At 64.2% G+C, this 19,017-nt stretch carries 15 protein-coding genes; 6 read left to right on the top strand and 9 right to left on the bottom strand.

What is annotated here, in order from left to right; genetic code table 11:
- Positions 1-98 precede the first annotated feature (98 nt).
- Positions 99-1,532, bottom strand: a complete 1,434-nt coding sequence (locus tag CDA63_RS10125; protein WP_088464341.1) for an alpha-amylase family glycosyl hydrolase — start codon at positions 1,530-1,532, stop codon at positions 99-101.
- 289 nt (positions 1,533-1,821) lie between these two features.
- Between CDA63_RS10125 and CDA63_RS10120 the strand changes: the two genes are divergently transcribed.
- The 5 genes from CDA63_RS10120 to CDA63_RS10100 all read left to right on the top strand — a co-directional run bounded on the left by CDA63_RS10120 (position 1,822) and on the right by CDA63_RS10100 (position 5,479).
- A complete protein-coding gene (locus CDA63_RS10120) occupies positions 1,822-3,051 on the top strand; it encodes a helix-turn-helix domain-containing protein (protein ID WP_088464340.1) in 1,230 nt (409 codons plus the stop codon).
- A gap of 149 nt (positions 3,052-3,200) precedes the next feature.
- On the top strand, positions 3,201-3,728 hold the full coding sequence (locus CDA63_RS10115; RefSeq protein WP_088464339.1) for a hypothetical protein: 528 nt from the start codon (positions 3,201-3,203) through the stop codon (positions 3,726-3,728).
- 89 nt (positions 3,729-3,817) lie between these two features.
- Positions 3,818-4,402 (top strand): YceI family protein, encoded by a 585-nt coding sequence (locus tag CDA63_RS10110; RefSeq protein ID WP_088464338.1) that lies wholly within the window; start codon positions 3,818-3,820, stop codon positions 4,400-4,402.
- A 123-nt stretch (positions 4,403-4,525) separates the two neighbouring features.
- On the top strand, positions 4,526-4,876 hold the full coding sequence (locus CDA63_RS10105; RefSeq protein WP_088464337.1) for a hypothetical protein: 351 nt from the start codon (positions 4,526-4,528) through the stop codon (positions 4,874-4,876).
- A 258-nt stretch (positions 4,877-5,134) separates the two neighbouring features.
- Positions 5,135-5,479 carry a hypothetical protein gene (locus CDA63_RS10100; RefSeq protein ID WP_088464336.1) on the top strand — a complete coding sequence of 115 codons (345 nt, stop codon included), beginning with the start codon at positions 5,135-5,137 and terminating at the stop codon, positions 5,477-5,479.
- A gap of 163 nt (positions 5,480-5,642) precedes the next feature.
- Here CDA63_RS10100 and ggt read toward each other — a convergent pair whose 3' ends face one another.
- Positions 5,643-7,391: a gamma-glutamyltransferase gene (gene ggt / locus CDA63_RS10095; protein ID WP_088464335.1), complete on the bottom strand. Its 1,749-nt coding sequence runs from the start codon at positions 7,389-7,391 to the stop codon at positions 5,643-5,645.
- A gap of 139 nt (positions 7,392-7,530) precedes the next feature.
- On the opposite strand from ggt, the gene CDA63_RS10090 reads away from it, so the two are divergent.
- On the top strand, positions 7,531-9,588 hold the full coding sequence (locus tag CDA63_RS10090) for an alpha-amylase family glycosyl hydrolase (protein WP_088464334.1): 2,058 nt from the start codon (positions 7,531-7,533) through the stop codon (positions 9,586-9,588).
- A gap of 74 nt (positions 9,589-9,662) precedes the next feature.
- On the opposite strand, the gene CDA63_RS10085 is transcribed toward CDA63_RS10090, so the two are convergent.
- From CDA63_RS10085 to CDA63_RS10055, 7 genes are all read right to left on the bottom strand, one after another.
- Positions 9,663-10,151: a YdeI/OmpD-associated family protein gene (locus CDA63_RS10085; RefSeq protein WP_088464333.1), complete on the bottom strand. Its 489-nt coding sequence runs from the start codon at positions 10,149-10,151 to the stop codon at positions 9,663-9,665.
- On the bottom strand, positions 10,148-11,230 hold the full coding sequence (locus CDA63_RS10080; protein ID WP_088464332.1) for a glycosyltransferase family 4 protein: 1,083 nt from the start codon (positions 11,228-11,230) through the stop codon (positions 10,148-10,150). The genes CDA63_RS10085 and CDA63_RS10080 overlap by 4 nt, the downstream gene beginning before the upstream one ends.
- 310 nt (positions 11,231-11,540) lie before the next feature.
- Positions 11,541-13,982 (bottom strand): zinc-dependent metalloprotease, encoded by a 2,442-nt coding sequence (locus tag CDA63_RS10075; protein ID WP_126546809.1) that lies wholly within the window; start codon positions 13,980-13,982, stop codon positions 11,541-11,543.
- Between the two features lie 406 nt (positions 13,983-14,388).
- Complete coding sequence (locus CDA63_RS10070; RefSeq protein WP_126546808.1) at positions 14,389-15,768, bottom strand: esterase/lipase family protein; 1,380 nt, start codon at positions 15,766-15,768, stop codon at positions 14,389-14,391.
- A gap of 59 nt (positions 15,769-15,827) precedes the next feature.
- Positions 15,828-16,736 carry a T9SS type A sorting domain-containing protein gene (locus CDA63_RS10065; RefSeq protein WP_088464329.1) on the bottom strand — a complete coding sequence of 303 codons (909 nt, stop codon included), beginning with the start codon at positions 16,734-16,736 and terminating at the stop codon, positions 15,828-15,830.
- A gap of 298 nt (positions 16,737-17,034) precedes the next feature.
- Positions 17,035-17,397: a T9SS type A sorting domain-containing protein gene (locus tag CDA63_RS20830; protein ID WP_165768257.1), complete on the bottom strand. Its 363-nt coding sequence runs from the start codon at positions 17,395-17,397 to the stop codon at positions 17,035-17,037.
- 727 nt (positions 17,398-18,124) lie between these two features.
- Positions 18,125-18,988, bottom strand: coding sequence for a rhomboid family intramembrane serine protease (locus CDA63_RS10055; protein WP_088464327.1), 864 nt, complete (start codon positions 18,986-18,988; stop codon positions 18,125-18,127).
- Positions 18,989-19,017: the final 29 nt, after the last annotated feature.

The raw sequence follows: 19,017 nt of genomic DNA, 5'->3' as shown, positions 1-19,017 counted from the left end.
ATAAGGCGGGTCAGATAAGGACGAAAGCGGGGCCAGGTGGCTGCGGCTCCAACACACGTAAATCGGGCCGTCGTAGTTTTGTTTGGCGCTGTTAGCGGCTACCGTGCATCGGGTAGCCGCTCGTACACGCGGTAGCCGTGGGCGGGCAGCAGCACCTTCGAGCCCGAGCCCAGCCGCAGAATCTGCTGGCTGAACAGCTCGCGGTAGGTGCCCGGCCCGAGCGTGCGCATGGTCAACTCATGGGGTTGGGTGTCGAGGTTGACGGCCGTGAGCACGGCGGCCTGCTCGCGGCGGCGCACGAAGCCGTACACCCAGGGGCTGGAGCTGAGAGGCAAGGTTTCCATTTCGGCGCAGGCGTCGCCGTTGGCCAAAGCCGGGTTGCGTTTTTTGAGGTTCAGCAGCCGGGTGTAAAAGTCCTGGAGCGGGTAGCCGTTCCACGGAATGGGGTCTTTCTCGAAGAAGCTGAGGCGTTTTTTAAGCGCTGCCTCCTGGCCCGAATACACCATCGGGATGCCTGGCAGCAGGGCTGCCAGTACGGCCTGGGGCAGGGCGTTGGCCCCCAGCCGCTCGTATTCGGTGCCGTCCCAGCTGTTGATGTCGTGGCTGCTAGTGAAGTTCATCAGATACACCCCAGCCGGGTACTTGGCCCGCTCGGCCTCCAAATAGCGTGTAATGGCCCCCGTGGGCTGCTGGCGCCGTGCAATGCTGTCGAGCAGGTAGCGCAGGCGCAACGCGTAGGTGGCGTCGAAGGCCTTTTCGAGCAGGTGGCTGTCGGGCGTAAACTCGCCGGGCTTCAGGAAGGGTGGCGCGTGCAGCTCGTCCCACTCGGCCAGTAGAAACACGGGCTTGATTTGGGCCAGCGCGGCGCGGGTGTCGTTCCAGAAATCGGTGGGCACCAGCCCGGCCACGTCGCAACGGAACCCATCCACGTCGGCCTCGCGCACCCAATAGGTCAGGCTCCCGGTCATGTAGCGGCGTAGCTCGGGCTTGCTGTAGTCGAGGTCAATCACGTCCTGCCAATCGGCTACTGGGGGCACGAACCGGCCCAGTGAGTCGCGCGTGAACCAGTCGGGGTGCTGGCGGGCCAACTCGCTGTCCCAGCTGGTGTGGTTGGCTACCCAATCGAGAATAACGTGCATGCCGCGCTGGTGGGCGGCGGCTACTAAGTGCTGCAAATCGGCCAGCGTGCCCATTTCGGGGTTCACGGCCCGGTAGTCTTGCACCGAGTAGTAGCTGCCGAGCGTGCCCTTGCGCTTCACCCGGCCGATGGGGTTGATGGGCATCAGCCACAGAATACCCACGCCCATGCTGTCGAGGCGGGGCAAGTGGGCCTCGAAGGCCCGAAACGTGCCCTCGGGCGTGTATTGGCGGATATTGACCTCGTAGATGCTGGCCTGGGCCGCCCAGGCCGGGTGCTGCACCGTGAATGGCGCCGGGGCCGGGCAAGCCGGCGGCGGCCCGGCGGGTTGGGTTTGGCAGGCGGCCAGCAGCGTGACTAACCCAAGGAGGTGGAGGAGGCGGAAAAGAGGCATGGGCCCAACATACGCAGTTTTCGGGCGCCAGGGCAGGTTGGATTGGTTGCCTTGATACGGGGCGTGGCGCTTGCTGCCAGCGGCAGCGGTGAGCCCACACCCGGTTGGCCCACCGAAGTTGATGCGGCAAGCGCCCTAAAAAATCTTGTAACGCCCCTTTTTGGCCTCCCTACTCACGCCGACTGTGATTAGTTGTCAGGGTACTATTTTCTGGCAGAACAATGGCAACTTGCAGCCAACCACCAAATCATCAAGCCGAACAACCGCTAAACTGCTTAGGGAGAGGAAAATGCAGATACCCTTTACGCCGCTTGTAATAAGCCTGCTGGCCGTGGTGTCCCAGGCCATTTTTGCGGCCGGGTTGCTGGCGCTGGCCCGCCATAACCGCCGGCCCAACCGCTTTCTGGCCCTGCTCATGCTGGCTATTGCGCTGTGGCTGCTCGATGGATTTTTCCGGGTGGCCAGCATCTACGCCCAGAATGCCGACTGGTACTTCGCGCCCATTTACTATTCCTTCGCGTTCGGCCCGTTGCTGTACTTCTACGTGCGCAGCCTGCTCAACCATAATTTCCGGTTTCGGGCGGCGCAGCTCTGGCACTTCCTGCCGGTACTGGCGCAGGCGGGGCTGTACTGGGGCCTGCGCCTGCAACCCTACGCCACTCGCCTCTGGTTCTGGGAGCACGTGCACCGGCCCTACACCTACCGGCTGGAGTTCATCGGGACCTGGGTTTCGCTCACCGTGTACCTGCTGCTGAGCCTGCGTCGGCTGGGGCAATACCGGCGGTGGCTGGTAGATAATTTCTCGGAAGTGTCGGAGCTACGGCTCCGGTGGCTGCGGGTGCTGCTGGTGCTGGTGGCCGTCGTGAGCCTGCAATGGCTGCTGGAAGTGGTGATGCGCGAATTATTCGGCCTGTTTTACCAGTATGATTACTCCACCGAACTGCTGGGCGGCGTGTTGTTTCTGATTGGCGTGGTGGGGCTGCGCCAAGCCGATATGCGGGCCGTGAGCTTCGTCCCGGAAGCCGAGCAGGCAGCAAGCGAGGCGGCGGCTCCCGCCCAATTGGCCGGGCCGCGGGCCGGTTCGGGTGCCGCCCTGGCCCCCGACATCCTGCTGGGTAACCTCACCGCCGCCTTTCCCGCCGCCAAGCTGGCCCCGCCAGCAGTGGCACCGCCGCCGTCCGCCGTCGATGCGGGGGCGCTGGCCCGCATCCGGCGGGCGCTGGAAGAGGAGCAACTCTACCTCAACCCCACGCTCACGCTGGCCGAGCTGTCGGCCCACACCGGTTTAGCGCCGCGCCTGATTTCGTTCACTGTCAACCAAGGCTTTGGCCAGAGCTTCAACGACCTAGTGAACGGATACCGGGTGGCCGAGGTAAAGCGCCGCCTCGCCACCCCCGACGCCCAGCGCCTGACGCTGCTGGGCGTGGCCCTTGAGTGCGGCTTCAACTCCAAAACCACGTTCAACCGCATCTTCAAGCAGTTCACCGGCCGGGCCCCGAGAGAGTGGAACGGGGAATGAGGGTGGTGTAGAATAAGGGTGATAAAACGGGTCACCATTTTGCCGAATTAACGCCCACATCATGATTTGGGGCGTCCCAAAGCCAGATTCGGGGCGTTTGGGGTGATTGGAGCGGGCACCTTTGGGTCGTTCATTAAGCCCCAAGCCCCATGAGAATCCTGTTGCTACTGGCCGTGCTGGCCGCCGCACCAACTGCCCTGCGCGCCCAAACCGCGCCGCCTGCGGCTCCCGCCTGGACCGACCACCGCCGCGTGCTTCCCGACAAGCTGCGGCAGGTGCCGGTGGGCCTCACGCTCTGGCACACGCCCAACCCGGTGCATCCCGAGCCCAACCCCGAGCAGCCCGGCGGCTTCGTCTGGAAGCATAGCACCATGGTGCGTTCCGAGGTAGGGCAGGAGCTAACGGTGGTGGAGTGCGGCAGCTACATCTGGTACAGCGAAGCCGGCTGGCTGGCCAACCTGCACGAAACGCCCGCCGAATTTGCCGCACTGTTCCGGTGCCCCAACGGCCGCCTGCTCCCCGGCCGCACCTACACCTTCGCTCAAAATTACCGCTACGCCGACAGCGCCCAGCGCCTCTACGGCGGCGACGCGCTCTGGTACGTGCTGGCCCGCGACGCGGCCGGCAAGCTCTACAAAGGCTTCGGGCTGATTGAAACTGAAGCTACTCCGCGCTAACGCCGGCAACCGACGCCCGCCAGCGCTCCACCCAATTTTCCCGCACCCGGGCCGCGAATCAGCATACGCGCCCACTTCCTTTTCAACTGATGAAACTCCTGACGCTCTTTCTGCTCCTGACTTACCACGCGCCCCAAACCAGCCCCGCCACCCCGCCCCCGCCAACGGTTTGGGCGACCCCCGCCGTGTACCAAGTGGTTCCGGCCACCGTTACCTGGACCGGCTACGCCGAAGTGGGCGGCTACGCGCCCAGTGGCACCGTGCGGCTGGGCCGGGGCCGCTTCAGCTATGATGGCCAAACGCTGCGCCACGGCCGTTTCGAGTTCGATATGACGACCTTGGACCAGGAGCAGGCCCAACTGGCCGAGCACCTGCGCGGGGAGGATTTTTTCGCCGTGGCAAAATACCCAACGGCCGTTTTCGAGCTGCGGGAAGTACGGGCCGGCATGGCTACCGGGCAACTCACCTTGCGCGGTGTCACCCGCCCCATCCGCTTCCCGCTCGTCGTGGAGGCGCGGCCCGACGGCCGGCTGCACGTCAGTGGTCAGGCTACTGTCGAGCGCACCCAATTTGGTATCCATTACAACTCCAGCAGCTTCTTCCAGAATCTGGGCTCCTACGCCATTCGCAACGAGTTCCAACTAGCCTTCAACCTGGTAGCGATGAAGAAGTAAGGGCAGAGGATCAGTGCTGGCATTCGCTCATATACCGGCTCCCGGCCTCACGCGGGGCAACACCGGCGGCCTGGGTGGCGTACTGGTTCTATTAACCGATTCCTCTCCTAACCCCGCTACCACATGGACCACGCCGCTCGCATCGAACAAACTATTCAGGGTATCTACGACACATTTAACAACCCCCAACAGCATCCCGTAGAGGCTGGCCTGGGCTATATCGACAGCTGGATTGACGCCCTCGACGGCCTCGGCGGCTCGGCCCTCACGGGCTTGCAAGGCGAGTTACGCAACCTGCGCGGCCACGTCGAGCGCGACGACCGGGTGGGCATAGCCGCCAGCCTCCAGCTGCTGGGCCAGGAAACGTCGCGCATGGCCCACGACCTGCATAGCTTTACCGACGGTACCGGCGACCAGCTTCGCCACTTGGGCCAGACGCTGGTAACGGCTGCCGGCAACCTCAAAATGTCGTAGCCGGGTTAAGCCGGACTCAGAAGCGTACATTTTTTTGGCTGATTTACTATTGTACAACATTACGGCCGGAACCGCTGCCAACGTCGCGGTTCGGCGTTGTATGAATGCCGCTACCGGGCTGCTAACCGCCCTGGCCGCCGCTACAGTCGAGTTGAAGATTTGTTTTGTTGTACTATGTTTAACAAATTGATTATCAACTTTTAATGAGTTTGCTGGTAGAAGGTACATATCATTCTTTCCACCAAAACCCTCATCGTTATGGATTCGTCCACCACCAAAGGAACTGCCCAGATAGACGCTACCCTGCAAGCCCTCCAAGGCGGCCTCAGCGCTGCCGCCCCCGCCGCTGGCGGCAACATCGACAGCTGGGTGACTACCCTCAAAGGAGCCAACAGCCCCGCCCTGAGTGCCATTGCCTCGGAGCTGGAAAACCTGAAAACCGCCATTGGCAGCGGCGACGGCAGCAAAATCAGCAAGTCGCTGAGCACGCTGGGCGAGCACACCACCAAAGCCGCCGGCACCGCCACCGACGATGCCAAAGCTAAGCTGCAGGAGCTGGGCCAGACGCTGAGCTCGGCTGCTAAGTCGTTGCAGTCGGCGTAATCGAGAGGCCAGAAGCCAAGCGTTAGGCGCTAGCCTGGCGTCGCCTGTCATCCTGACGAAAGAAGGACCTCACTCCACTAAAACGAGTCGTTGCTACGGCTGTTCTGGTGGAGTGAGGTCCTTCTCTCGTCAGGATGACAGGCGTTTACGTTCGCCCATAATCCTAATAGCCCGCGGCCGCATCGTCGCCGCGGGGGTCGGCGCCGCCTTCGAGCTGGCCGCTGGGCAGCACCCGGATGATTTCCATGCGGCCCCAGGCGTTGCGCGGGCTAAGCTGGTAGCCCCAAGCCCGGAGCGAATCCTGAGCAGCGGGTAGCAAAGCTCCGACTTCCACGTCGAGCTGATCGGGGAGCCACTGGTGGTGCAGGCGGGGCGCGGCCACGGCCTGCTGGGCATTCTGGCCATAGTCTACCACGTTCAGAATGCCTTGCAGCACGCTCGTGATGATGGTGCTGCCGCCGGGCGTGCCCACTACCAGGGCCAGTTTGTTGCCTTTAGTGAGGATGGTGGGCGTCATGGAGGAGAGCATGCGCTTGCCGGGGGCAATGGCGTTGGCCACGCCGCCCACCAGCCCGTAGGCGTTGGGCGTGCCGGCCTTGCTGCTGAAATCGTCCATCTCATTATTGAGAATAAAGCCCGCCCCGGCCACCACCACCTTGCTGCCGTAGGCCCCGTTGAGGGTGGTCGTGCAACTCACGGCGTTGCCCTGGGCATCCACGATATTGTAGTGCGTGGTCTGGTCCGACTCGTAGGCGGGCAGGCCGGTGCCGGCCGCCACCTGGGCGCTGGGCGTAGCCCGGTGGGGGAGGGTGGAAGCCATCCGCTGCTGGTTGTAGGTGGGTGCAAGGAGTTGCGCAACTGGCACGCGCCCGAAGTCCGGGTCGCCGAGGTAGGTGGCGCGGTCGGCGTACACGCGGCGCTCGGCCTCCGTAATCCAGTGCGTGGCCTGGGGCGAGTGCCAGCCGGCGGCGGCCAGGTTGTAGGGTTCCAGCATTTGCAGCATTTGCAGCAATGCTACGCCCCCGGAGCTGGGCGGCGGGAACGTGAGCACTTCGTAGCCCCGGTAATGGCCGTGGAGCGGCTTGCGCCACTGGGGCCGGTAGCCCGCCAGATCGGCTTGGGTAATCAGGCCCTGGCCGCGCTGCATTTCGGCCACGATAAGCTTGGCGGTAGGGCCGGTATAGAAACCGTCGCGGCCCTGGTCGCGGATGTATTCGAGGGTGCGGGCCAGCTGGGGGTGGTAAATGGTTTCGCCGGCCTGCCAGGAGCCGCCATCGGTTTTCAGGTAGGCGCTGGATGGGTTGAAGCGGACGAAGTCGGGGCGGGTACGGTTGAGGCCGGCGGCTTCCTTTTCCGTCAGCTTCAGGCCCTGCATAGCCAGCTGCACGGCCGGCTCCACCACATCTTTCCAGGGCAGCTTACCCAGTTTTTGGTGCAGCTCCCACATGCCGGCTACCGTGCCCGGTACGCCGGCCGCCCGGTGGCCCAGCGTGCTCAGGTCGGGCACTACATTGCCGGCCGCGTCGAGGTACATATCGCGGGTGGCGGCGGCGGGGGCCGTTTCGCGGAAGTCGAGGGCCCCCTCGGCCCCGTCGGTACCGCGGTACAGTAGAAAGCCGCCGCCCCCGATGTTGCCGGCCACGGGCAGGGCTACGGCCAGCGCGAACTGCACGGCCACGGCCGCATCGTAGGCATTGCCCCCGCGTTGCAGTATCTCCACCCCGATGCGCGTGGCTTCGGGGTGGGCCGATACCACCATGGCCCTGGCCATAATAATGGGCGTGGCGGCCGGTACCGGCGCGGCCAAGCTGGTTGCGGCCACAGTTGCAACAGTGGTGGGGGAGGTACTCGGGGACGTGGTGGTGCAGGCGGCCAGCAGGGCCACCAGCACCGGATAGAACGGGCGTTTCATAGCCGTAAGGTAAGCAGTGGCGCGGGGAGTAAACGGGCCCGCCGCTACGGTGGCCGCACCGATTTCCCGTAGCTTTCACGACCCTGCTGTTATATTCCCCGTAGTTTTGAGTTGATCCTTACCAAACTACTTCCGCGCTATGTCTTCTGCCCCTGCCTTCACCAGTGCTGCCGCTACCTCGTTGCCCCCGCTGCCCCTCGTGCAGCACGACCCCTGGCTGGCGCCCTACGAGCCGGTGCTGCGGCGTCGGCAGGCCCGCCTGGAGGCCCGGCTAGCCGAAATCGTGGACCAATATGGGTCGCTGAGCAAGTTTGCTACGGCCCACCAGCGGCTGGGGCTGCACTACGACGGCCGCCGCCGGGGCTTCTGGTACCGCGAGTGGGCCCCCGCCGCTCAGGCCCTAAGCTTGATCGGCGACTTCAACGGCTGGGACCGGCAGGCCACCCCGCTCGCGCCGGGCGCCGACGGCGTGTGGGAAGTATTTCTGCCCGATAAAGAATACCAGGACCGCCTGACCCACCACTCGCTCTACAAGGTGCACGTGGTGTCGGCCCACGGGGCCCAAGACCGCCTGCCGGCCACCCTGCGCCGGGCCGTGCAAAACCCCGAAACCCATGATTTCGCCGGGCAGATCTGGCGGCCGGAGCAGGCTTTTGCCTGGACTGACCAGAAGTTTCGGGTGGCCAACGCCGTGCGCGAGCCGCTTATTTACGAGGCCCACGTGGGCATGGCGCTGGAAGAAGGCCGGGTGGGCTCCTACCTCGAATTCGCCGAGCAGGTATTACCCCGCATCGAGGCCGGGGGCTACAACTGCCTTCAGCTGATGGCCGTCATGGAGCACCCTTATTACGGCTCGTTCGGCTACCACGTGGCCAATTTCTTCGCCGTATCGTCGCGCTTCGGCACCCCCGAGGAGCTTAAATACCTCATCAACGAAGCCCACCGCCGCGGCATTGCTGTGCTGCTTGATATCGTGCATTCGCACGCCGTAAAAAACGAGGCCGAGGGCTTGGCCAACTTCGACGGCTCGGGCCACCAGTATTTCCACGAAGGAGCCCGGGGCGAGCATCCCGGTTGGGATTCGCGCCTGTTCGACTACAGCAAGCCCGAGGTGCAGCAGTTTCTGCTCAGCAACCTGCGCTACTGGCTCGAAGAGTTTCACTTCGACGGCTTCCGCTTCGATGGCGTCACGAGCATGCTCTACCACCACCACGGCGAGGGCGTGAGCTTCGGCGGCTACGAGTCGTATTTCGGGCCCGAGGTTGATGAGGATGCCGTGCTCTACCTGCAACTGGCGGCCACGCTGGTGCGCGAAATCAAGCGCAGCGCCCTGCTGGTGGCCGAAGACATGAGCGGCATGCCCGGCCTGTGCTGGCCCATTGCCGAGGGCGGCATCGGCTTCGATTATCGCTTGGCCATGGGCATTCCCGACTACTGGATCAAGCTGCTCAAGCACACCCGCGACGAGGATTGGAACCTCTACGACCTATGGTACGTGCTCACCAATCGCCGCGACGGGGAGAAAACCGTGGCCTACGCCGAAAGCCACGACCAGGCCTTGGTGGGCGACAAAACCCTGGCCCAGTGGCTGTTTGGCGAGTCTATTTACACCCACATGCACCACGCCGACCCCGACCCCGTGGCGGCCCGGGCCGTGGCATTGCACAAGCAGCTGCGGCTACTCACGCTCAGCCTCGGCGGCGAGGCTTACCTCAACTTCATCGGTAACGAGTTTGGCCATCCTGAATGGATCGACTTTCCCCGCGAAGGCAACGACTGGAGCTACCAGTTTGCCCGCCGCCAATGGAGCCTGGCCGATAACCCCGACCTCAAGTTTCAGCAGCTGCTACGCTTCGATGCGGCCATGATAACCCTGGCCCGGCGCACCCACTTGCTGGCCGCCGGCCCCGCCCGCCAGCTACTGCTCGACGCCGAAAATGAGGTGCTCGTTTTCGGCCGTGGTGCGCTGGTGTTCGTCTTCAGCTTCCACATCGAGCGCAGCATCCCCGACTACCGGTTCTTCGTGCCTCAGGCCGGCCGCTACCGCATCGTCCTCGATTCCGACAACCCCGAGTTCGGCGGTTTTGGCCGCGTTGATGACGGCTACGAGTTCGAAACGTTCGAGGAAGATGGCGTAAATAAGCTCAGCGTGTACGCCACCAACCGCACCGTGCTCGTGCTGGAGCGGGTGGGGTAACAGCCTTCAAGAAAGCAGAAAAAGGCAAGGGCGGCAATAATGCCGCCCTTGCCTTTTTCTGCTTTCTAACTGTTCTACTGCTTGGTTTTGCGACCCGATTCGGCTTGTTCGAGGGCCTCGGCGATGCGCTTGTCGCGGGCTTCGGGCTTTTTGGCACGGCTGATATGCTGGGCCAGCTGCTTGCGCTGGGTGAAGGGCAGGGCGTCGAATTGGTTCTGTAAACCCGTACGCTCCAGGGCCCGGGAAAGCTCGTCGGGCAGGTCGAGGCCGGCGGGGTTGGTATCGTGCCAGAGTATGACCTGCACCGTTTCGCCCCAGGTTTTGCCAATGGCGTTACGTACTTCCTTACGCACGCTGAAGCCGTGCTGCTCATCGGTAAGGGGCACTAGGTTCAGGCGAATCGGGAACCCATCGATGGTGCCCTGCACGGGCAGTGAGCCTTTGGTGCCGTAGTCGGTAATTACACTGAAGGGCACTGCCACAAATACGCCGTTGTCGCCGCCATCCATTTCCAGGGGGGCTTCAAACTCGTGGCGGCGGGGGGCGGAGGTTTCAGAATTCATGGGGTAGGCGGAAAGAGAGGAGCCGCGGCCGGATGGCCGGACAAACGGGTTTCGAGTTGATGGAGAATGGTGTTTACCGTCGCGGTATCGGTGAGCGGGACCATGCGCAGACGCTCGGGCGACAGCTGGTACCGCTCCAGCAGCAGGCGGGCTACATCGTCGGAGGCGGCCAGCACGAGGTCGGCGCGGCGCAAGGCCAGCCGTTCGAGGGCCAGGCTCCAGCCGCTGGCGCCCTCGGCACCCCGTTCCTGGGCCAGCTCGTGCACGTGCAACACCAAAGGCCGGCCAGTCAGTTGCCTGATTTCCATCCCCGCCAGCCACGTGGGCCAGTCGACGGCGTAAATAACGGCAAAATCCTCCTGCAAGGCCCGGCGGGTCGCAAAGCGGGCGTACTGAATCACCTGGAAATTAAGGTCGGTGGTGGCGGGCAAATCAACGCCCAGCGCCGCCAACGCCTCGGTCAGCGTGGCCCGTACCCGGGGCGGCTCCGTTGGCTCTGGCTCCGGTTCGGGGAGGGTTTCTGCAGACACCTGATCCAGTTTGCGGGCTTCGCCAGCCTCGGGTTCAGCCTCACGGGCAAAATCGTCGCGGTTGATCAGCAGATCAGCAGCGGCCACTTCCGGCGGCGGCCCGGGCAATCCGGACGCCTCGACCGGGGCCGGCATCGAATTTGGTTTGGGAGCATCAGGTGATGATTTGGCCTGCACTTGTGCTGTGGTTGCGATGGAGGCCGCCTCCCGGGGGGTAGCCCCCTGGTAAGGTGCGGCCGGGGCGGTATAGCTACCAGGGCCACCGAGAGTGGCCCCCACGTAGGGCGCCGCCGGGTGCCGCCAGGCCGCCGGGCGCGGATTAGCGCGCGCATTCAGGTCGTTGGTCAGGTCCAGTTCGGCGAGGCCAGTTACGCGCAGGTCGGGGCTGGCTGCGAAGGCTGGGGCCGGCAGGTGGGGTAGCATTACGGCCAGCGGGGCCAGCGGGGCCAACCGGCCCACCAATGGGCGAACGAGCGGCACCGCTGCTTCCCCGGAGCGGGGCGCTTCGTTCCAGCCGAGCAGCAACACGCGGAAAGGGGCAACAATCATAAGCTAGCGGAATAGGGCAGGGTCTAGCGGAAAGACGGCAAGGTAGAAAAAAAAGGTGCCCGCCGCACAACCGAAGCCTTCCGCCAGCCAATACCAATACCGCGGCACTTTATTCAGCGAAGTCAATTGGGGGCAGGTTGCGGCCCGCCATAGCTGGAATGGGGATAAGGAGAACAACGAAGCCCCCACCCCGGCTAACCCGTGCCATACCAGCGCGAAGGTGCTCCGGCAAAGCAGCCGCAATGGCCGCCTCACCGGAGCACCCCGGAAAGTTATTGCCGCTGAAATATTACCGCAGCCCGGGGAAGAATTATTCCACCACCAACCGACGGCTCTGGCTTCCGCTACGCACCAGGTATAAACCGGGGCGCAGGGTAGAGGGCAAAGTGAGCAGCAATGCCCCGGCCGGTGGGCCGAGGGCCGTGAGCAGCACCCGGCCGCTGAGGTCGAGCACCTGCACGGGCTGGCCGGCCCCAACCCCGGCTACGGTCACCTGGCCCCGGGCCGGATTGGGCCAGAGCTCCAGCGTGGCCGGGGGCAGCGGTACCGCCACGGTCTGTACTTCCGAGAGGCTGGCCGTGCCATCGTCGTCGAGCTGACGCAGGCGGTAGTATACCAGGGCAGAGCCGTAGGTGGTCAGCTGAACATCGTCGTAGGTGTAGCTGGCGGCCTGGCCCTGGCCCGGCACCCAGGCCACGCGCCGAAAATCGGTGCCGTCGGGCGACATTTCCACCGCAAAGCCCGCGTTGCGCAACTCCGTGGCCGTGCTCCAGCTCAGGTGGGCTACCGTGCGGCGGGCCTCGGCCCGGAAGGCCGTGAGCGTAACAGGTAGCGGCACCGGCTGGCCCTCCAGCGTCATGTTAACGGGGCTCAGGGCGAAGAACACGTTGCCCAAGGCCTCCACTTTCACCCGGCCCTGGGTGGTGGTAAGGGTAGGAAACCGCACCTGGGCCGTACCATTATTGGGCGTGCTGGCCAGCAGCGTGGTGGCAAAACTTTGGCCGCCGTCGCTGGAAAACAGAATCCGCACGTTGGCGCAGCTCACCGGTGCCTGGTCGGTGCCCAGTACGTCCCAGGTGATGGTATAGAGGCTGTTGGGCGCCAGCGTGATGGCCGTGGCGGGGGCCGTAACCCGAAACGGACCGGCGTTGGCCACGCTCAGAGCAACGTTGGCCCCGGCCACGCCGCCGCGGTTGTCGCGGGCCGTAAGGCGGAAGTTGAGCGAGCGGGCCACCAGGGGTAGAATTTCGCCCTGGGAGCTGGTGTTGCCGAGCAGGGCACTCAGCTGCGGGAACGTGCGCTCGGCGCTGGCCACGGGTGCAAAGCTGCGGAACAGCGGCGGCCCGCTGGGGTCGGTGGCGGCGCCGGCCAGGCCGCTGGGGTTGCCCAAATCCAGCTCTTCCCAACTGTAGGTAAGCGCGTCGCCGTTGGGGTCGGAGCCTGTGCCGACGAGGCGGAAAGGTGTGCCCTGCGGAATGGCGTAGGTACTGGTTGGCACGCTTACGCTCGGCGGCTGGTTGCCGCCGTTGGCTACCAGGTTGCCGCAGGTTAGCTTCGGCAGAATGGCGCTCAAGCTACCGGCGTGGAAAAATACGATGCCCGGCCCCACATTGTCGGGGGCGCAGCGCGAGTCGTACGACATAATGGTGTTGCCTGCCCCCGGCTCGTAGGCCAGGCTGGCCCCCCGGTTGCCCCCCGAACAGTTGCCCTGGTCGCCGTTGAAGGTGTGGTTGGAGCCCAGCTGGTGGCCGATTTCGTGGCGGGTAACCGTGGTCATGAGGCCGTCGGAGCTGGCCGTGGAAGCCCCGCCCCCCTTGCCCGACTGGCCCGTGAAGGCGGAGCATACGACGCCCACGTAAGCCACGCCCGAGTAGCCGTTGCCGGTGCGACCCAGCACGTGGCCGAGGTCGTAGTTGGCGAACCCCAGCCGGGTGTTGAGCACGGCGGCATTGGCATTCATCAGCGACACGGGTGAGGTGTCGGGGTAGGGGTCGGTGGCGGCATCGGGGAAGATGAGCTGGTCGTTGCCGGCCACCAGTTCCAGCCGGAGCGCGAATTCGCGCTCGTACACGCCGTTGAGCGAGTTAACCAGCGTCGCGATTTTAGCCTGGGTTCCGGCTACCGTGCCGCCGCCCAGCTGCTGCACATACTCGCCGGTGGCAGCTATGGCCAAACGCAACACGCGAATCTGGCTGCCATAGGGCGCGGGCGGGGCCGGCGCGACGCCTCCCGCGGGGCGCTCGGCCGAAGCGCCGGGTGGCAGCAAGGCCTGGCAGTCGAAGGTGGCCGGCTCCTCGGTCCGGGTCTGGTAGAGCGCCGTGGCCCCGCCCGATTCGGCCCGCGAAATCACTACCGGCCCGGTCGGCGTGAGCAACTGGGCATCGAGCCCGGCTGGCGTCCAGGAAAGGCGCACGGTTGTGGTGGGGTCGTCGAGCGAGCGGCCGGCGAACGTACGGATGCGGGGGTAGCGAGCGGCCAGCGCCGGGGCCATCACCGCCACCCGCGAGAGGGTGTAGCGGTGCAGGGTGCCATCGGGGTGAGGTAGTTCCAGCACCGGCCCGGCCGCCGTTGGGGCGGTGGTTTCGGGCTGCACCTGGGCCAGGCGGGCCGCCAACTGGGTGGTATCGAGGCGAAACCAGGGAGTAGGAGCATCCCCTACCGGTCCCCGGTTGGCCGGGGTGGGCACGGGCTGCCAAAGGGGCAGCCCGTTCTGGGCGTGGGCCGGCAACGATACGACAACGGAAAGCAGCACGCTGCCGAGTAGCGGCCGAAGCCAGGGTTTTGGTTGCATGGAAGGAGCGCGACACATGCCCCAAGCGGGGCTGGCAAAACGAATGATTGGTGAACCAACGTCTTCGCAACCAATTAAATGCCTCCTCCCCGGCTCCCTTTCTTCCTCCTTCGGGGAATCGGTGGGGTTAGGTATAAGAAATATGAAAATACCATGATAACTTCCTGATAGATTGCTGTTTGATATATACTGGGTTCAATACATAATTCGGGCATCGGCCCACATGTCCTCCCGCTGGTGCCCCGCTGCGGTACTCCGGTATCGAATACTTCGGCCCTGAATTCTAACGGGCCCAGGCAGCTTGCGGCGGAACTGCCGGCCAAGGGGCTGGCCGCCGCACGCTGCCGAACCAGCAGATTGGCTATGCTTACGGCTTAAGCTGGTCGCGCAAGTACTGGTATACCTCAGGGTTGCTGAGCAGGGTGCCGTGGTGGAGCTGGGGGTACACCTGGGTCCGGATGAGCAGCTCGGGTGGCGCGGCGCGGTCCTGGAAGATGCGGCCGGCGGCACTGCCGGCTCCCACCAGCCCGTCGCCGAAGTAGTCGTGTAGCGCCGAATTGGCCGATTTCAGCAACGAGCCCACCAGCACGTGGTAGCGCACCCCGGGCAAGGGCGGTACCACCGTCCGAGGCGGAAACAGGTCGTCGGCGTGCTCGCTCTGCCAGTCCTCATCTACCAGCAGCGCGTGGCGCAGGTCCTTGATGCCGTTGCTGCGCTGGTCGAGCAGGCCGCTGATGGCGCGGGTGGGCCACAGGTTGATTTTGCGCAGCACGAGGCTGGTAAAATGGCTGTTCTGCTCCAAGAACGACCCATCGTTGGGTACGCCCAGCAGAAATACGTCGTGCAGCCGCGCCAGCCAAGTGGTGTTTTCGGATTTTGGGGTGGGTTGCTGGGCGTCGCTTGCTGGCTTCTCGTTCGCGGGGTGGTCGGGCGCGGCTGCCTGCTGGGCAGGGCCGGAAGCCGTCGGTTCCGGCCCTGCCTTCGGCTTGGTCGTCTCGTCGTTTTCAATCAGCCCATAATATCCCGCCGAGCGGATGATTAGGCCACCCATACTGTGGCCCACCAGCGCCAGCTCACCCACGGCTTCGGGGTAGGTGGCCACCAGTTCGGCCAGCAGCTCGTGCAGGTGGCGGCCGTTCTCCGAAACATGCAGGCCCGAGTTGTAGCGCACGTACAGGCAGCTCACGTTCAGATCCTGCTGCAGACGCGGGCCGAAGCGCAGATCATCGGGGCCATTGCCGGTCTGCCAGATAATCTCGTCGCCCATTAGCCCGTGCAGGAACACCACCGTTTTGCGCGGCCGTCCGCCGGGCGCGGGCGTCAGGTGCAGGTCGGCCACGGTTATATCGGCGCCGTAGCGGCGCAGGCTGAAGGCAATGGCCCGGCGGTCGGCGCGGGCAGCTAGCTGGTCGCCGAATGCCCCATTGAGCACCGGCAGCGTGAAATGCAGGTTGTCCTGGCCCACCCGGTAGAGCGCCCCGGCCCCGTCGAAGGGCGCACGGGCGGCGCGCCCCAGGGCCGTGGCAACCCGTTTCCAGCGCGCAGGCCGCTTAGCCGCGCCGTCGTCGTCGTCGTCAGGAGAAGCAGGCTGAGCGTCAGGGGTTGGGGGCAGGGTGTTGGGCACGGCAGCAGCAGTTGAGGCCCCGCCATAACTGGCGGCGCGCAGGTTGCCACAAGATACCGCCTTACCGGCAGTTCGCGCCCGCGCCGCCAGCTCCCGCGCGTCTACTGCGTCGTGGTTATGCAACTAAAAACCCCGCCAACGATGCCGTCAGCGGGGTTTTAAATCGAAAGAATGGGTGCCGCTTACTGAATGACCAGTTTACGCACAATTGGCCCGGCCGCTGTTTCCAGGCGCAGCAGGTACACCCCGCCCCGCTGCCCGCGCAAATCGACGAGGCGGCCAGCGGCGGCGCTGGCTGGGGCCGTACCCTGGCGCAGTATCTGGCGGCCGGTGGCATCGGTGATGGTAAGCGGGGCAGTGGCCAGCGCAACATCCGTGAGCGAGGCCAGGCTGAATTCGCCGCTGGCGCTGGGGTTCGGATAAACTTGCAACGCGGCGGGGGCAGTGGTGCCGGCCCGGATGCTGGTTACGGTGCCCACCAACTGCACGTCGTCGATAAACAAAACGCTGGTAGTACTGGCGTTGGGAGCAATGCCCGACGCGAAAGCAATCCGCAGGGTGTCGGGCTGCTGGTTGGAGTGGTAGCGCAGCGGCATCTCGACCAGCGTGTAGGCGGCTCGGGGAGCCAGCACCTGCCTCGTGGTAGCCACCGAATCGGATTTATTTGATAGAACCAGCAGGACGCTTGCCATGTCGGCGGCCGCGCTGGGGCCTGTAAGCTTGTACCAGAACTGTAGCCGGGCCGGCCGGCTGGTGTACGGCACACCGCCCCGGCTGCTCTGCGAGCTGATTGCTCCCAAAATAAGTATCCCCGGCAAAGCCAGAATGGAGTTGCCTGCATTCTGGACCCGGGCCGCGAAGCTGCCCCCGTACGCGTCTGCGGATTTGGTAACCGTGCGGGGTATCAGGAGCAGCGGAAAACCGAAAACGTTGGCGACATCGTCGCCCGTAAGCCAATTGGCGGGCAACTCTACGCCGTTGCGCAGACCCCAGGTTTCGAGGTTGCCGTTGGGCACCGCAGCGGGCGTTTGGGCCCGGGCCGCCAGGGGCAGCAGCAAGCCAGCAACCAAGGCGAGGAAACGTGTTTTCATAAGGATAGAAATCAGGAAAAAGCGAGATGGAAATGCGGTAGCCTAATGAAGCAGAAAAGCAGGTTCAAAGTACCAAATAAATCAGGAGCAGACGGTCAGCAAATCTGCCAGCGGGTACCCATCACCCTGGCGCTCCTGCCGCAACTGGCGGCGGGCAGCCTGTCACAAGATACCGCTTTACCGGCAGTTCGCGCCAGCGCCGCCAGTTGCCTGCGGTCTGTTGGGGCTTTGTTATGCAACTAAAAACCCCGCCAACAGTGCCATTAGCGGGGTTTCAATCGAAAGCACAGGTAAATGCTTACTGAATGACCAGTTTACGCACAATTGGCCCGGCCGCTGTTTCCAGGCGCAGCAGGTACACCCCGCCCCGCTGGCCGCGCAAATCGACGAGGCGGCCGGCGGCGGCGCTGGCCGGGGCCGCGCCCTGGCGCAATACCTGGCGGCCAGTGGCATTGGTGATGGTAAGCGGGGCAGTGGCCAGCGCGGCGTCCGTAAGCGAGGCCAGGCTGAATTCGCCGCTGGCGCTGGGGTTCGGATAAACTTGCAGCGCGGCGGGGGCAGTGGTGCCGGCCCGGGCGCTGGTTACGGTGCCCACCAGCTGCACGTCGTCAAGCAGCAAAATATTATTGTTAGTCGAGCCCGCGAGAAATTGTATGCCCATACTATCAGGTTGAAGTCCTGAAATATACCGCAACGGTATATCGGCCAAGGTATAGGTAGCCTTTGGGAGCAGGGACGACAGTATCACGGCTACCGAATCAGCGTTATTTGTCAGTTTAAGGAAAATACTGGCCGACGCAACGGTTGCATTCGAACTGGTGAGCTTATACCAGAATTGCAAGCGGGCGGGCCGGCCGGTAAACGGTATGCCAACTACCTTAACATCATTCTGCGCCGAGCTTTGCAAAGAACCCTTCAATAGTAAGCTGGGTAAAAAACTTTCCCCAGAGCCTGCGCCTTGCAAACGGGCCGCGAAACTACCGCCGTGCGCATCCGTTACTTTCGAAACGGCGCGCGGGATGAGTTCGATGGGAAAACCAACAAAAGCTAGCAGGTCTCCGGACGTAAGCCACCCAACGGGGTTCTCTGCACCATTGCGGGTTTCCCAGCTTTCGAAGTTGCCGTTGAGCAGAGTAGTTGGGGTTTGGGCCAGCGCGGCCAGCGGTAGCACTAAAGCCACCAGGATGGAGAATAATTTTGTTTTCATGCAGGAAGGGAGTAGATACAGGAGAAAGCAATAACTGAAAGGATAGGAAAGACTTACCCGCTAGAACCGCATCCGCATCAAGTGGCACTCTAAAATATTTTATCAAGCTAGCAGGGCACTTACATGCAGCGCGATGGGCAATATTTAAATTAAAGCACTACTACATCAGCAATGGCTGCACTCATTTTGGGCCCACCCCAGACCCCGGCCGGGCCGGCAGTACTGCGCCCAGGGCCGCGCCCGTGAGTAGCCCGCCCACGTGAGCAGCATTGTCGGTGGCGTGGGCCTGAAGGCCGCCGGCGAGGCTACTCACCATAAAATAGAACACGAATAGCAGCACCGTGTAGCGCTGCGACCGGGAAAGGACCGCCGGCCGCCGCACGAGCGTGGCCAGCAACAGCCCATAGAGCCCAAAAATGGCCCCCGACGCGCCCACTGAGTTTACGCCCGCCGTGTGCCACCACAAGCTGGCTAGGCTGGCTGCCACTCCGCTCACCAGGTATACGCCCAGCAGCCGCCCCGAACCAGTAATGCGCTCCGTGAGCAGGCCCAGGAATACGAGGGTTGTTAGGTTGAACAGCAGATGGGCGAAGCCGCCGTGCAGGAACGTGCTGGTAAGCAGCCGCCAGGGCTGGCCGGGCAACGTGAGGGGCGAAAAGTTGGAGCCCCAGCGGATGAGGTCGGCGCTGGCGGGCTGCCAGAGATTGGTGCCGGCCAGCCCTAGCAGCACGTAGGCCACTAAATTCAGCCAGAGCAGCGTGGGCGTGGCCCGGTAGCCCGGCCGGAACCCGAAAATGCCTCGGAGCGTGCCGGTCAGCCCGCCGCTGTTTGCGGCCGGCTCGGCCGCGGGCAGTTGGGGTGGGAGCGGGGCCGCGAGGTCGGGCACGAGGCCGCGCCGTTGCAGCTCGCGTACGGCCGCCGGGCCCACGGTGGGCGGGTACTCGGCCGCGTGTCGGGCCAAGTACAGCAACTCAGCATCAGTCTGGCCCGCGAACAGGGCTGCCGGATCAGACGGGGGTAAATTGGGGTCGGAGGGAGCAGCCATGGGCGAGGGGGAAAACCAAGGACTAAGGC

The sequence above is a fragment of the Hymenobacter amundsenii genome (assembly GCF_002204745.1).
GTDB classification, from domain to species: Bacteria; Bacteroidota; Bacteroidia; order Cytophagales; family Hymenobacteraceae; genus Hymenobacter; species Hymenobacter amundsenii.
This window is presented reverse-complemented; position numbering and strand designations above follow the sequence as displayed.

What these genes read in the sequence shown, in the direction of transcription:
- CDA63_RS10125 (WP_088464341.1), bottom strand. Translation starts at nt 1,532, where the DNA reads ATGCCTCTTTTCCGCCTCCTCCACCTCCTTGGGTTAGTCACGCTGCTG.
- CDA63_RS10120 (WP_088464340.1), top strand. Translation starts at nt 1,822, where the DNA reads ATGCAGATACCCTTTACGCCGCTTGTAATAAGCCTGCTGGCCGTGGTG.
- CDA63_RS10115 (WP_088464339.1), top strand. Translation starts at nt 3,201, where the DNA reads ATGAGAATCCTGTTGCTACTGGCCGTGCTGGCCGCCGCACCAACTGCC.
- CDA63_RS10110 (WP_088464338.1), top strand. Translation starts at nt 3,818, where the DNA reads ATGAAACTCCTGACGCTCTTTCTGCTCCTGACTTACCACGCGCCCCAA.
- CDA63_RS10105 (WP_088464337.1), top strand. Translation starts at nt 4,526, where the DNA reads ATGGACCACGCCGCTCGCATCGAACAAACTATTCAGGGTATCTACGAC.
- CDA63_RS10100 (WP_088464336.1), top strand. Translation starts at nt 5,135, where the DNA reads ATGGATTCGTCCACCACCAAAGGAACTGCCCAGATAGACGCTACCCTG.
- ggt (WP_088464335.1), bottom strand. Translation starts at nt 7,391, where the DNA reads ATGAAACGCCCGTTCTATCCGGTGCTGGTGGCCCTGCTGGCCGCCTGC.
- CDA63_RS10090 (WP_088464334.1), top strand. Translation starts at nt 7,531, where the DNA reads ATGTCTTCTGCCCCTGCCTTCACCAGTGCTGCCGCTACCTCGTTGCCC.
- CDA63_RS10085 (WP_088464333.1), bottom strand. Translation starts at nt 10,151, where the DNA reads ATGAATTCTGAAACCTCCGCCCCCCGCCGCCACGAGTTTGAAGCCCCC.
- CDA63_RS10080 (WP_088464332.1), bottom strand. Translation starts at nt 11,230, where the DNA reads ATGATTGTTGCCCCTTTCCGCGTGTTGCTGCTCGGCTGGAACGAAGCG.
- CDA63_RS10065 (WP_088464329.1), bottom strand. Translation starts at nt 16,736, where the DNA reads ATGAAAACACGTTTCCTCGCCTTGGTTGCTGGCTTGCTGCTGCCCCTG.
- CDA63_RS20830 (WP_165768257.1), bottom strand. Translation starts at nt 17,397, where the DNA reads ATGGGCATACAATTTCTCGCGGGCTCGACTAACAATAATATTTTGCTG.
- CDA63_RS10055 (WP_088464327.1), bottom strand. Translation starts at nt 18,988, where the DNA reads ATGGCTGCTCCCTCCGACCCCAATTTACCCCCGTCTGATCCGGCAGCC.